This is a genomic window from Pseudomonas sp. B424 (genome assembly GCF_055408345.1).
Genome location: NZ_JBUZTL010000021.1, coordinates 17726 through 31065, shown reverse-complemented (window position 1 = coordinate 31065; position 13340 = coordinate 17726). Strand labels below are relative to the sequence as shown.

12 protein-coding genes are annotated in these 13340 nt (G+C 57.7%); 1 reads left to right on the top strand and 11 read right to left on the bottom strand.

The window, feature by feature from the left end; all coding sequences use genetic code 11:
* The first annotated feature begins 108 nt into the window (after positions 1-108).
* On the top strand, positions 109-1788 hold the full coding sequence (gene leuA / locus ACZRMS_RS20410) for a 2-isopropylmalate synthase (protein ID WP_463996795.1): 1680 nt from the start codon (positions 109-111) through the stop codon (positions 1786-1788).
* Positions 1789-2012: 224 nt separating this feature from the next.
* Here leuA and ACZRMS_RS20405 read toward each other — a convergent pair whose 3' ends face one another.
* The 11 genes from ACZRMS_RS20405 to ndk all read right to left on the bottom strand — a co-directional run bounded on the left by ACZRMS_RS20405 (position 2013) and on the right by ndk (position 13276).
* Positions 2013-2804: an amidohydrolase gene (locus ACZRMS_RS20405; protein ID WP_463996794.1), complete on the bottom strand. Its 792-nt coding sequence runs from the start codon at positions 2802-2804 to the stop codon at positions 2013-2015.
* Positions 2792-3940: a pyridoxal phosphate-dependent aminotransferase gene (locus tag ACZRMS_RS20400; protein ID WP_463996793.1), complete on the bottom strand. Its 1149-nt coding sequence runs from the start codon at positions 3938-3940 to the stop codon at positions 2792-2794. Before ACZRMS_RS20400 ends, ACZRMS_RS20405 begins: the two co-directional genes overlap by 13 nt.
* Positions 3941-4063: 123 nt before the next feature.
* On the bottom strand, positions 4064-5533 hold the full coding sequence (gene der / locus ACZRMS_RS20395; RefSeq protein ID WP_261741065.1) for a ribosome biogenesis GTPase Der: 1470 nt from the start codon (positions 5531-5533) through the stop codon (positions 4064-4066).
* 138 nt (positions 5534-5671) lie between these two features.
* Positions 5672-6823, bottom strand: coding sequence for an outer membrane protein assembly factor BamB (gene bamB, locus ACZRMS_RS20390; RefSeq protein ID WP_463996840.1), 1152 nt, complete (start codon positions 6821-6823; stop codon positions 5672-5674).
* Complete coding sequence (locus ACZRMS_RS20385) at positions 6816-7457, bottom strand: tetratricopeptide repeat protein (RefSeq protein ID WP_463996792.1); 642 nt, start codon at positions 7455-7457, stop codon at positions 6816-6818. The genes bamB and ACZRMS_RS20385 overlap by 8 nt, the downstream gene beginning before the upstream one ends.
* A gap of 40 nt (positions 7458-7497) precedes the next feature.
* Positions 7498-8787: a histidine--tRNA ligase gene (gene hisS, locus ACZRMS_RS20380; protein WP_463996791.1), complete on the bottom strand. Its 1290-nt coding sequence runs from the start codon at positions 8785-8787 to the stop codon at positions 7498-7500.
* 22 nt (positions 8788-8809) lie between these two features.
* Complete coding sequence (gene ispG, locus ACZRMS_RS20375; protein WP_463996790.1) at positions 8810-9919, bottom strand: flavodoxin-dependent (E)-4-hydroxy-3-methylbut-2-enyl-diphosphate synthase; 1110 nt, start codon at positions 9917-9919, stop codon at positions 8810-8812.
* A 3-nt stretch (positions 9920-9922) separates the two neighbouring features.
* A complete protein-coding gene (locus tag ACZRMS_RS20370; protein WP_463996789.1) occupies positions 9923-10903 on the bottom strand; it encodes a RodZ domain-containing protein in 981 nt (326 codons plus the stop codon).
* Positions 10903-11661 carry a type IV pilus biogenesis/stability protein PilW gene (pilW, locus tag ACZRMS_RS20365; protein ID WP_463996788.1) on the bottom strand — a complete coding sequence of 253 codons (759 nt, stop codon included), beginning with the start codon at positions 11659-11661 and terminating at the stop codon, positions 10903-10905. The genes ACZRMS_RS20370 and pilW overlap by 1 nt, the downstream gene beginning before the upstream one ends.
* A gap of 12 nt (positions 11662-11673) precedes the next feature.
* Complete coding sequence (rlmN, locus tag ACZRMS_RS20360; RefSeq protein WP_463996787.1) at positions 11674-12822, bottom strand: dual-specificity RNA methyltransferase RlmN; 1149 nt, start codon at positions 12820-12822, stop codon at positions 11674-11676.
* A gap of 28 nt (positions 12823-12850) precedes the next feature.
* The gene (ndk, locus tag ACZRMS_RS20355; protein ID WP_003443361.1) at positions 12851-13276 is read right to left on the bottom strand and encodes a nucleoside-diphosphate kinase; all 426 of its coding nucleotides are present in this window, start codon (positions 13274-13276) and stop codon (positions 12851-12853) included.
* Positions 13277-13340: the final 64 nt, after the last annotated feature.

The window sequence follows — 13340 nt, the reverse complement described above, 5'->3', positions numbered from 1 at the left end:
TGCCTAGTCAGTGCACGACTGCAAAGCTAATTGCGGTGCCTCGCCCTTTTGCTTTGTATTTTTTCGGCTAGCCGCCCCGTGTACGGCTTGCACAATAAGGATTGCCTGATGACCATGCTCAAAGACCCGTCTTCCAAATACCGCGCCTTCCCGGTCATTGACCTGCCTGACCGCACCTGGCCTTCGAAAACCATCACCAGCGCGCCTGTCTGGTGCAGTTCCGATTTGCGCGACGGCAACCAGTCGCTGATCGAGCCGATGGATGCGGTGAAGAAGCTGCGTTTCTGGAAGACACTGGTCAGTGTTGGCGTTAAAGAAATCGAGGCGTCGTTCCCGGCCGCATCGCAAACTGACTTCGACTTCGTGCGCACCCTGATTGAAGACGGCCATATCCCGGACGACACCACCATCCAGGTGCTGACCCAGGGCCGTGAAGACCTCATCGCGCGTACCTTTGAATCGTTGCGTGGCGCGAAAAAAGCCATCGTCCACTTGTACAACGCCACCAGCCCGTCGTTCCGGCGCATCGTGTTCAACCAGGACAAGGACGGCGTTAAAGAAATCGCGGTCAGCGCAGCCAAGCTGTTCGTCAAATACGCCGCCCAGCAGCCAGAAACCCAGTGGACGTTCGAGTACTCGCCAGAGACCTTCAGCGCAACTGAACTGGAGTTCGCCAAGGAAGTGTGTGACGCGGTGATCGAGGTCTGGAACCCGACACCTGAACACAAGATGATCCTCAACTTGCCCGCGACCGTTGAGTGCGCCACCCCGAACATCTATGCCGACCAGATCGAATGGTTCGGTCGCCATATCAATCGCCGGGACAGCGTATTGATCAGCCTGCACACCCACAACGACCGCGGCACCGGCGTAGCCGCCACCGAGCTGGGCCTGATGGCCGGCGCTGATCGCGTTGAAGGCTGCCTGTTCGGCAACGGCGAGCGCACCGGTAACGTCGATCTGGTGACTGTGGCACTGAACATGTACACCCAGGGCCTGAACCCTGAGCTCGATTTCTCCGATATCGACGGCGTGCGCAAAGTCGTCGAGGAGTGCAACCAGATCCCGGTTCACCCACGTCACCCGTATGTCGGCGATCTGGTACACACCGCGTTCTCCGGCTCGCACCAGGACGCCATCCGCAAGGGCTTCGCCCAGCAAAAGCCGGACGCCTTGTGGGAAGTGCCGTACTTGCCAATCGACCCGGCTGATATCGGCCGTAGCTACGAAGCCGTGATCCGGGTTAACAGCCAGTCGGGTAAAGGCGGGATTGCTTACCTGCTGGAGCAGGAATACGGCATCAGCTTGCCGCGCCGCATGCAGATCGAGTTCAGCCAGGTCGTTCAGCGCGAAACCGACCGCTTGGGCCTGGAAATGACGGCTCAGCAGATCCACAACTTGCTGCGCACCGAGTATCTGCAGGCCAATACCCCTTACGCGCTGGTCAGCCACCGTTTGCAGGAAGAGAACGGCCATAGCGCAGTCGAAGTTGAAGTGTCGGCCAAGGGCGATGGCGAAACCAACCTGCGCTGGAGCGGCAAGGGCAACGGCGCGCTGGAAGCGCTGGTAGCTGGTCTGCCGGTCAATGCCGAGATAATGGACTACAACGAGCATGCGATTGGCGCTGGCACCAACGCCAAAGCGGCGGCCTACATTGAACTGCGGGTTAATGGCGGACGTGCCGTACACGGTGTGGGTATTGATGAAAACATCACCACGGCAAGCTTCAAGGCACTCTTCAGCGCCCTGAACCGCTCCCTGAGCGAAACCGAGGCGAAAGCCGCGTAAGCGATTGCCAGAAACACAAAAGCCCCCAAGGTGAGAGCCTTGGGGGCTTTTTATGGCATGTGTACAAAGCTGTATAACCTCAAGGGCAATTGTGGGAGCGGGCTTGCTCGCGATTCAGGCGGTGCGGTCTGGCAGGCAGGCAGACAGCGGTGATCCCATCGCGGGCAAGCCACGCGCCCACAGGTTTTACGTCGTACACAACGTCTGATAACGGCTTCCACACATCAGCGCAGCTCGAAATCGTCCGCATCCAGGTTCGCCGGGAAACGCTTGCGGTAAGCGCTCAGCTCCGTCGCACTCAGGCTCACGGTGAACACGCCGTCCGCCTCCCCTGCACCCAACAACGACTCGCCCTGGAAGTCGAGTATCTGGCTGTCCCCTGTGTAGACCAGACCTTTGCCGTCCGTCCCCACCCGGTTAACCGCCACGACATAGCACAGGTTCTCAATCGCCCGTGCAGGCAGCAAACGGTTCCAGTGCAACCGCCTCGCGCCCGGCCAGTTGGCGGTATACAGCAGCAGGTCAGTGTCGTGCGGGTCACAGCTCCACACCGGGAAGCGCAGGTCATAGCAAATCAGTGGGCGAATGCGCCAGCCTTTGACTTCGAACTGCACCTGGCGCTCACCAGGGGTGAAGTGCTCGTGCTCCCCCGCCATCCGAAACAAGTGGCGCTTGTCGTAGTGCAATACTTCGCCGTCAGGACGCGCCCATAACAGCCGGTTGCGGTGACTGCCATCGGCCGCCTTCACAATTACGCTGCCGGTGATTACCGCGTTGAGCTTTTTGGCCTGCGCCTGCAACCACTTGCTGGCAGGGCCGTGTTCGGGCTCTGCCAGGGTTTTGGAGTCCATGCTGAAGCCGGTGGTGAACATCTCGGGCAAGACCACCAGATCTGCCCCCTGAGCCTGTTCCAGCAACTCTTCAAAGTGCGCAAAGTTGGCCTCGCGGTCGTGCCAGACCAGCGTGGTCTGCACCAAGGCTACGGTTAAATCGGGTACACCACTTAGATCACGCATAGTTTTTCTGCCGCTGCACGCAGCGTCTCCTCGCGTTTGGCAAAACAAAGGCGAACCAGCCGCTGCCCTTGGGGTGGGGTCTGGTAGAACACCGAAACCGGGATAGTCGCCACGCCATGCTCGCGGGTCAGCCATTCGGCCATGTCGACATCATTGAGATCCGGACGAATCAGGGAGTAATCCACCAACTGGAAATAGGTCCCTGCCACCGGTTTGAAGGTAAAACGCGATGGGCTCAGCAAATCACAAAACAGGTCACGCTTGGCCTGGTAAAACGCCGGCAACTCTTCAACGTGCTCAGGATGAGCCGCCATAAAGTCGGCCAACGCATACTGCAATGGCGTAACACCGCAAAAACTGACGTATTGGTGAACCTTGCGCATCTCAGCCGTCAGGGCCGGCGGCGCGACAACGTAACCGGTTTTCCAGCCTGTCACGTGGTACGTCTTGCCGAAAGAGCTGACAACAAAGGCACGATGGTACAACTCGGGATGGGACAAAACACTGACGTGGGGCACGCCATCGAACACCAGGTGTTCATACACCTCATCACTGATGAGGTAGATATCGCGGTCGGCAATGAGCCTGGCCAACTGGTCCAGTTCAGCGCGGCTGATCAGGGCACCACTCGGGTTGTGCGGGCTGTTGAGGATAATCATGCGTGTGCGCGGGCTCAGTGCCTTTTCGAGTTGTTGCCAGTCGATGGAGAAATCATCCAGCCCCAACTGCACATGCACACAACGGCCACCGGCCAGCTCGACCGAGGGCTCGTAGCTGTCGTAACAGGGGTCAAACACGATGACTTCATCACCGGCATGAACCACCGCCTGAATCGCGCAGAAGATGGCCTGAGTGGCACCGGGGGTGATCGTCACCTCGGTGTCGGCATCGACGTGGACACCGTAGCTGCGGGCGATTTTTGCCGCCACCTGCTGGCGCAAGGCGGGCAAACCGGTCATGGGGGAGTATTGATTATGACCACTGGCGATATGCTGGCCAACAGCATCGCGCAACGCCTGCGGGCCATCGAAATCAGGGAAGCCCTGAGACAAGTTGATGGCGCCGGTTTGCGTCGCGAGCTGCGACATACGCGTGAAGATGGTGGTGCCGACGTTCGGCAACTTGCTGGTGATCATGGCCGTTCCCTGTTGAGTTCCCGGCACTGACTGCGGCACAGGACCCGTCGAGGATAGCCCAAACGTCAGACACGAAAAAGGGCCCTTTCGGACCCTTTCTCATTACGCTTTTAGCTTGCGAGATTAGCGCTTGTCTTTGCGGTTCTTCTCGGCTTTCTTGTGGTGCGACATCATGCGGCGTTTCTTGTTTACCTGACGGTCAGTCAGCGAATTCTTGTTGCCTTCGTACGGGTTCTCGCCACCTTTGAACTCGATGCGAATCGGTGTACCGACCAGCTTCAAGACACGACGGTAGGTGTTTTCGAGATAACGGACGTAAGACTTCGGAACCTTCTCAACCTGGTTACCGTGGATCACGATAATCGGCGGGTTAGCACCACCCAAGTGGGCATAGCGCAACTTGATCCGGCGGCTGTTGACCATCGGTGGCGCGTGCTCGCCAACCGCATCTTCCAGGATCTGGGTCAGACGGTTGGTCGGCCAGCGGGTAACCGCCGACTTGAATGAGTTCTGCACTGACTGGTACAGGTTACCCACGCCAGTGCCGTGAAGCGCCGAGATGAAGTGGATGTCAGCAAAGTCGACGAAGAACAGGCGACGTGTCAGCTCGACTTTGACGAAATCGCGCTCGCTTGGGGTCATGCCGTCCCACTTATTGATCGCGATGACCAGAGCCCGACCGGCCTCCAGCGCAAAGCCCAACAGGTTCAGGTCATGGTCAACCACGCCTTCACGGGCATCCATCACGAAGATCACCACGTTGGCGTCTTTGATGGCTTGCAGGGTTTTGACCACGGAGAATTTTTCGACTTCTTCGTGGATCTTGCCGCGCTTGCGCACACCGGCGGTGTCGATCAGCGTGTACTTCTCGTCGTTACGCTCAAACGGGATGTAGATGCTGTCACGGGTGGTGCCTGGCTCGTCATAAACGATAACCCGGTCTTCACCGAGCATGCGGTTGACCAGGGTCGACTTGCCGACGTTAGGACGACCGATGATGGCGATCTTGATGCCGTCTTTTTCGCTTGGGCCGGGAATGCGCTTGGCTTCCTGACCTTCAAGAACGACTTCGGCTTCGCCTTCTTCTTCCTCTTCCGGATCTTTAGGGAAGTCGCTCAAGGCGATTTCCAGCATCTGGGTGATACCACGGCCATGAGCACCTGCGATCGGGATCGCATGGCCCATGCCCAACGGTGCAAATTCTGCACGCGCCAGTTCCGGATCGATGTTGTCGACCTTGTTGGCAACCACATAAGAACGCTTGTTACGTTTGCGAAGGTGCTCGCCGATCATCTGGTCAGCGGCTGTGAAACCCGCTTTTGCATCTACCAGGAACAGAACGACGTCAGCTTCTTCGATAGCCAGCAGCGACTGCTCGGCCATCTTTTCGTCCATACCGTGCTCGTCACCGGAGATACCGCCGGTGTCGACCAGAATGTAGGAACGCCCTTGCCACTTGGCCTCACCGTATTGGCGATCACGGGTCAGACCGGACAAGTCACCAACAATGGCGTCACGAGTCCTGGTCAGGCGGTTGAACAAGGTGGACTTGCCGACGTTTGGTCGGCCCACCAGGGCGATTACGGGAACCATGCGGCTCTCCACTTCGTTATTTCAGAAAATACAAAAGCCGCTGCAAGGCAGCGGCCAGAGTTCGGAACAGCACAAATGTGCCGCAAACCTTGCCAGAGCAAGGCTGCCCGAGGCCCTGAAGCCTCAAGCATAGACGCCTTAGCGAATGGTCAGGGCTTCCAGTTTGCCGCTGTTACCAAACACGTAAATCATGTCACCGACCACCAGCGGACGCGCCCGAAGGCCATCACTGTCAATGCGGGTACGGCCCACGAAACGACCATCGACCTGGCTTAGCAGGTGCAGATAGCCTTCCATGTCACCGACAGCCACATAGCTGGAGAAGACTTCCGGAGCCGACAGTTGACGGCGAGCCAGAGCGTCATTGCTCCACAGCGAGGTGGTCGAGCGTTCGTCAACGCCTTCTACAGTGCCCGACGCCAGGCTGACGTAGACGCTGCCAAAACCTTGAGCGACACCTGAATAGCTGGAAGCATCGCGCTGCCAGAGCACGCGACCACTTTCCATTTCAAGCGCCGCCATGCGGCCCTGGTAGCTGGCGACATACAGCGTACCGCCAGACATCAGCAGGCCACCGTCGATATCGACAATACGCTCAAGCTCGGAACGGCCTTGAGGGATAGCAACTCGTTGCTCCCACACAGGTACGCCGTTACGCGTATCGAGGGCAACCACTTTACCGGTCGAAAGACCCGCAATTGCCAGGTGATTGGTCACCAGCGGTGCACCTGTACCACGCAGGGTCAATACACCCGGCGTGCTGTCATATGCCCAACGCTGATTGCCGGTATCAGCATCCAGACCGATCAGACGATCGTCCTGGGTCTGAACCACGACGATATCGCCATTGGTCGCAGGGGGTGCCAGCACTTCGCTGTTAACGCGAGAACGCCATTTTTCTTCACCGGTGCTGGAATCCAGGGCCACCACGTCACCTTGCAGCGTGCCGAGCAGGACCAGGCCATAGCCCAGGCCTACCGCGCCGGAAACAGGCAACTCGAGGTCTTTTTTCCACTGAACGTCGCCGTCCATGCGGTCCAGAGACATTACTACACCCGTTACGTCAGCGGCGTAGATATGGCTACCTTCAACAGCCGGAACCAGCATGTTGTAGGTTTTACCCTGGCCGTCACCAATCGAGCGACTCCACTGCTTTTGCAGAACGACTTCTTCTTTGAAGTCTGTCAGCTCGGCCGGTGGCAGTTCTTTTTTGCTGTTGCTGCTGCAACCCGCGGCCAAAACGACCAGAGCCAGCAATGCTGCATGTTTCCAACGCATCACGTCACGCATCCCCTTTGGCCAGGTCATCGAGCTTGATTTGCAACCCACCTACCGCTGCCTCATCCGACAATGCCGCCTTGGCTTTTTCGTAGGCTGCACGTGCGTCCTCGGTACGACCCTTCTGTACCAGCAAGTCGCCTTTGAGCTCTTCACGGCTGGCCAGGAATGCCTTGTCCGAATCGCCTTCAAGCAGCTTCAGTGCATCATCCAGCTTGCCCTGTGCTGCAAGCACCTGAGCCAGACGCTGACGTGCCACTTCACCCAGAGTGAGGTTGGCAGGCTTTGCAACTATGACTTGCAGCTCGGTGGCTGCGTCATCCAGCTTGCCGTTGTCCACAGCCACCTTGGCCACAAACAGACCGCCAAATTGCGCGTAGGCAGAACCTGCGTACTCGCTTTTCAGCTTGTTGGCCAGATCGGCCACACGGGCAGTATCAGGCTGACCGTCAGGGGTAAGCGTGGTTTCAAGCAATTGTTGGTAGAGCATCGACGCACCTTGCGACTGATTGCTCTGATATTTGTGCCAAGCCTGCCAACCGAACACCACCACCAGCGCCAACAAGCCGCCAGTGAGCAGGGGTTTGCCGTTGCGCTGCCACCAGTCTTTCAACTCGCCCAGCTGATCATCTTCGTTACTCGACACCCCAACACTCCTTATTCGCTAAATCGGCTGTTTTACAGCTTCAACCCTGCACAACGCAGGTGGCCAAGTGCTCGGCTAGAGCATCCCAGGCAATCGTTTCTTGTTCGCCCTGGCCACGCAGGGGTTTGACACCTACCACTTGCTGGGCCAATTCGTCCTCACCCAGGATCAGCGCATACAGTGCGCCGCTCTTGTCAGCCTTTTTGAACTGGCTTTTGAAACTGCCTGCGCCCGCATTGATCTGCAAGCGCAAGTTCGGTAGCTGATCGCGAACACGTTCACTCAAAGCCAGAGCAGCCAGTTCAGCGGCCTCACCGAAAGCACACAGGTAAACATCGACCTGACGCGCGATTTCTTCAGGGATCTGCTCAAGGGTTTCGAGCATCAGGATCAGACGCTCGATACCCATGGCGAAACCAACGCCCGAGGTGGGCTTGCCGCCCATTTGTTCGACCAGACCGTCATAACGACCGCCGGCACATACGGTGCCCTGGGAGCCCAGTTTGTCGGTGACCCATTCAAATACGGTCTTGCTGTAGTAATCGAGCCCGCGAACCAGCTTGGGATTGATCGTGTACGGAATACCGGCAGCATCCAGGCGAGCCTTGAGGCCCTCGAAGTGCACACGGGATTCTTCGTCCAGGTAATCCACCAGCTTCGGCGCATCGACCAGAACAGCCTGGGTATCGGCATTTTTGGTGTCGAGTACCCGCAGCGGGTTGGATTTGAGGCGACGCTGGCTGTCTTCGTCAAGTTCACTCAGACGCGAGGACAAGTACTCGACCAGAGCAGCACGGTAGCGCGCACGAGCTTCGCTGGTGCCGAGGCTGTTGAGTTCGAGCTTGACCGCATCACGGATGCCCAGCTCGCCCCACAGGCGCCAGGTCAGCACGATCAGTTCTGCATCGATGTCCGGACCATCGAGGTTGAACACCTCGACACCGATCTGATTGAACTGACGATAACGGCCTTTTTGCGGGCGCTCGTGGCGGAACATCGGGCCGATGTACCACAGTTTTTGAACCTGGCCACCGCCAGTGATGCCGTGTTCGAGTACGGCACGCACACACGCCGCAGTGCCTTCAGGACGCAGCGTCAGCGAATCGCCGTTGCGGTCTTCGAAGGTGTACATCTCTTTTTCGACGATATCGGTCACTTCGCCGATCGAGCGTTTGAACAGCTCGGTGAACTCGACGATAGGCATGCGGATCTGCTTGTAACCGTAGTTATCCAGCAACCGCGAAACCTTGCTTTCAAAGTAGCGCCACAGGGGCGTCTGCTCAGGCAGGATGTCGTTCATGCCACGAATGGCTTGCAAAGACTTGCTCACAAAAAATCCTTTATTCGTCTGGTTAGCCGCGCGCGATAACTGCTGCGTCAGCTTCGACCTTTTCGGCCGCCTTCTGCCGAATCAACTTTTCGAGATGATCCACCAGGTTTTCATTCGTCAATTTGTGCGACGGTTTGCCGTCGATGTAAATCAGGTTGGGCGTACCACCGGTGAGCCCCACATGGGCTTCCTTGGCTTCGCCAGGACCATTGACCACACAACCGATCACCGCTACATCCAGCGGTACCAGCAGGTCTTCAAGCCGAACTTCAAGTTCGTTCATGGTTTTCACCACATCGAAATTCTGCCGGGAGCAGCTTGGGCACGCGATAAAGTTGATGCCTCGCGAACGCAGATGCAGGGACTTGAGGATGTCGTAACCGACTTTTACTTCCTCTACCGGGTCTGCGGCCAAAGAGATGCGAATAGTATCGCCAATCCCGTCGGCAAGCAGCATACCTAGGCCAACGGCAGATTTCACTGTGCCTGAACGCAAACCACCCGCTTCTGTAATGCCCAGGTGCAGCGGCTGGACGATTTCCTTGGCCAGCAGACGGTAGGCCTCAACGGCCATAAACACGTCGGATGCTTTCACGCTGACCTTGAAATCCTTGAAGTTCAGACGTTCAAGGTGCTCAACATGGCGCAGGGCCGACTCGACCAGAGCAGCAGGCGTCGGTTCGCCATACTTCTTTTGCAGGTCTTTTTCGAGCGAGCCGGCGTTAACGCCGATACGGATCGGAATACCTCGATCACGCGCTGCATCGACCACCGCGCGCACACGGTCTTCACGACCGATGTTACCCGGGTTGATGCGCAGGCAGTCCACACCCAGCTCTGCAACGCGCAGGGCGATCTTGTAGTCGAAGTGAATATCAGCAACCAATGGCACCTTGACCAGCTGCTTGATACGACCAAACGCTTCTGCCGCGTCCATATCCGGGACGGAAATCCGCACGATATCGACGCCCGCAGCTTCCAGCCGATTGATTTGGGCAACGGTTGCAGCGACATCATTGGTGTCACTGTTGGTCATGCTCTGCACAGCGATAGGGGCATCGCCACCTACCGGCACATTACCGACCCAGATTTTGCGCGATTCGCGACGTTTGATTGGTGATTCGCCGTGCATGACTTATTGACCCAACTTCAGGCGAGCAGTTTCGCCACTGGTGAAAGGAGCCACATCCACTACCTGACCGTTGTAGGCCACCTGCGCACCGCGGGCATAGCCCAGGCGCAGGGTCAGTGGAGGCTTGCCGCTCACTTCTAGATTTTCGCCTTTGCGCTTGAGCCCACCAAACAGCACTTTACCCGTGCCGTCGGTGACCTGAGTCCAGCAATCAGCGGTGTACTGCACGCTCACTTTACCCGCACCGGCGACCGGTGCCGCAGTGGCGGCGGCAGGTGTGGCAGCCGGCGCAACAATCGCAGCGGCTGGTGCAACAACAGCCGGAGCCGGTTGAGCCACAGGGGCTGCAGCTGGCACCACAGTAGCGCCGGGTGCAGTTGCAGGCAGTTCCAGCGTAGTCGTCCCGGCCGGTTCGGCAGCAGGCTCAACTGCCGCTGCGTCACCTTCAGCCCTGGCTTCGGCCACGGCCTGGTCTTCCGGTTCGTCGATCGGGTGGATCCGGGTTGTGCCGTCAGCGCCTTCAACTTCGACGTGCTCAGGCGTCAGACCGACCAGGTCCTTGGCCCGCATGGACGTCTGGTCCTGCCACCAGATAAAACCGCCACCGACCACGGCGATCAGCAGCAACAGGCTGACAATACGCAAAATGGTATGGGACACCCGAACCGGCTCTTCTATGCGGCCCAGGCTGTGCACATTGCTGCCGTTGGCATCAGTGCCGGTGTACAAGTCGAACTCACGGACCAGGCTGGCCTGGTCCATGCCAAGCAATTTGGCATAGGCCCGGATATAGCCACGGGCGAAGGTATGCCCTGGCAGCTTATCGAACGCCCCCGTCTCAAGGTTGCTCAGGGAGCTGACCGTAAGATTGAGTTTCAGGGCGACTTCAGCCAACGTCCATCCATTGTTCTCACGGGCCTGACGCAAGGTCTCACCGGGATTGACACGAGTCGCTGCTAGAACTTCGGGTTGCGCCGCTTTCATCATTGCTCCGACAGGTATTGCTGATATTCCGGCGTGCCGGGATAGAGTCGTTTTAGTTGCTGGCCATGGTTGGCAGTTGCGGTGCGCTCCTCGAAAACATTCGCCAGTCGCGCACCGAGCAATAGACTACGTGCATTTTGCCCGCTAAGCAGGCTAAAACGATCGTAATAGTCACGTGCAGGCACATAATGCCTGTCTTCGTAAGACAACTCAGCCATTTCGAGCAACGCTCGGGGCTGCTGACGGTTCAGGCGCAGGGCTTTTTCGAGCTGCGCACGGCCGGCATCACGCTGGCCGAGCTTGAGCGAGGTTATCCCCAGATTCTCGTAAACCCGGGAACGTTCCGGGTAAAGGGTGTCTGCCGCCGCTTTTTGAAACTGGGCACTGGCTTCCTGATAGCGCTGCTGCTCAAACAGGAAACTGCCGTAATTGTTGAGGATACGGGCATCATCAGGCCGCCCGTCAAGCGCGGTGCGAAACGCCTGCTCCGCCAACCCGGACTCCATTTCGGACTGAAACACCAAGGCCAGTGCGGCGTTGGTGTCCGGGTCAGACTTGTCGAGTTCGAGGGCTTTGCGCAATGGAACCTTGGCTTGCTCGGTCATCCCCTGCTGGAGATAACCCAGACCCAGCTGAACATATGCCTGACGCGCCTCGTTACGCCCTTTGTCGGTAGTCATCGAGCTTGAATCGCCCGATGACACACAGCCAGCCAGAAGGCTGACCAACACGACAGAAAGCGCGGCGCGCAGGATCATGGATGTCCTCTCTCAGGGCGCAGAGGCAGCGTTTTGCGCTGATTCGGCGTCGGCACTGAGTTCACGTGCCGCTATAAGACGCGAACTGCGGCGCGTCCGATCATCTACCTGGCCAACCAGCTGACCGCAAGCGGCGTCAATGTCCTCACCGCGGGTGGTACGCACGGTCACGTTGTAGCCAGCTTGCTGCAACAGCTCCTGGAAACGGCGGATGGCGTTATTGCTTGGACGCTCATAGCCCGAATGCGGGAACGGGTTGAACGGGATCAGGTTGATCTTGCACGGTGTGTCTTTTAACAGCTCGATCATTTCGCGGGCGTGATCAACATGGTCGTTCACGTCCTTGAGCATGGTGTACTCAACGGTCAGCACACGCTTTTCGCCCAGGGTCGACATATAGCGACGGCAGGACTCAAGCAGCATTTTGAGCGGGTACTTCTTGTTGATCGGCACCAATTGACTGCGCAATTCGTCATTGGGTGCATGCAGCGACAACGCCAGAGAGACGTCGATGTGCTTTGCCAGCTCATCGATCATCGGCACCACGCCCGAGGTAGACAGGGTCACCCGGCGTTTGGAGATGCCATAGCCCAAATCATCCATCATCAGATGCATGGCGGCGATAACGTTGTCGAAGTTGAGCAGCGGCTCGCCCATGCCCATCATCACCACGTTGGTGATGGCACGGTCGATGGTTGCCGGGACGCTACCAAAGGATTTGTTGGCAATCCACACCTGGCCAATCACTTCGGCGGCGGTGAGGTTGCTATTGAAGCCTTGCTTGCCGGTGGAGCAGAAACTGCAGTCCAGGGCACAGCCTGCCTGGGACGAAACGCACAAGGTGCCACGCTTGCCCGAGGGGATATAAACGGTCTCGACGCAGCTGCCGGACTCGACACGAACCACCCACTTACGGGTGCCATCGGTTGAGATGTCCTCGCTGACGACTTCAGGCCCACGAACTTCAGCAATGGCCTTGAGCTTGTCGCGCAAGGCCTTGCTGACGTTTGTCATGGCGTCGAAATCATCGACGCCAAAGTGGTGAATCCACTTCATGACCTGACCGGCACGGAAACGCTTCTCCCCGATTGAGTCGAAGAATTTCTCCATCTCCGGTTGAGTCAGACCCAACAGGTTTGTTTTGCCAGTCGTTGCAATCATGTCTTCACCCTCACTCACGAGCCAATACTTAGCGAGTGGTTACTTCAGTAGCTGCGAAAAAGTACGAGATTTCACGAGCAGCTGCTGCTTCAGAGTCGGAACCGTGAACAGCGTTAGCGTCGATGGATTCAGCGAAATCAGCACGGATAGTGCCAGCAGCTGCTTCTTTAGGGTTAGTAGCGCCCATCAGTTCGCGGTTCAGAGCGATAGCGTTTTCGCCTTCCAGAACCTGAACAACAACTGGACCGGAGATCATGAAAGCAACCAGGTCGCCGAAGAAGCCACGAGCGCTGTGCTCAGCGTAGAAGCCTTCAGCTTCAGCTTTGGACAGTTGCTTCAGTTTGGAAGCTACAACCTTCAGGCCGGCTTTTTCAAAACGAGTGGTGATCTCGCCGATAACGTTTTTTGCAACAGCGTCAGGCTTGATGATGGAGAAAGTGCGTTGAACAGCCATGGTGTAACTCCAGAAACAGTGATTTAAGCGAAAAATTAAACCCGCGAATTATACGCGGGTTCTT

Excerpts from the sequence above, each read along its gene's own strand:
- ACZRMS_RS20400 (WP_463996793.1), bottom strand. The coding sequence starts at position 3,940 with ATGATCACCAGCAAGTTGCCGAACGTCGGCACCACCATCTTCACGCGT.
- der (WP_261741065.1), bottom strand. The coding sequence starts at position 5,533 with ATGGTTCCCGTAATCGCCCTGGTGGGCCGACCAAACGTCGGCAAGTCC.
- rlmN (WP_463996787.1), bottom strand. The coding sequence starts at position 12,822 with ATGATTGCAACGACTGGCAAAACAAACCTGTTGGGTCTGACTCAACCG.
- leuA (WP_463996795.1), top strand. The coding sequence starts at position 109 with ATGACCATGCTCAAAGACCCGTCTTCCAAATACCGCGCCTTCCCGGTC.
- ACZRMS_RS20370 (WP_463996789.1), bottom strand. The coding sequence starts at position 10,903 with ATGAAAGCGGCGCAACCCGAAGTTCTAGCAGCGACTCGTGTCAATCCC.
- ACZRMS_RS20405 (WP_463996794.1), bottom strand. The coding sequence starts at position 2,804 with ATGCGTGATCTAAGTGGTGTACCCGATTTAACCGTAGCCTTGGTGCAG.
- ispG (WP_463996790.1), bottom strand. The coding sequence starts at position 9,919 with ATGCACGGCGAATCACCAATCAAACGTCGCGAATCGCGCAAAATCTGG.
- pilW (WP_463996788.1), bottom strand. The coding sequence starts at position 11,661 with ATGATCCTGCGCGCCGCGCTTTCTGTCGTGTTGGTCAGCCTTCTGGCT.
- bamB (WP_463996840.1), bottom strand. The coding sequence starts at position 6,823 with ATGCGTGACGTGATGCGTTGGAAACATGCAGCATTGCTGGCTCTGGTC.
- ndk (WP_003443361.1), bottom strand. The coding sequence starts at position 13,276 with ATGGCTGTTCAACGCACTTTCTCCATCATCAAGCCTGACGCTGTTGCA.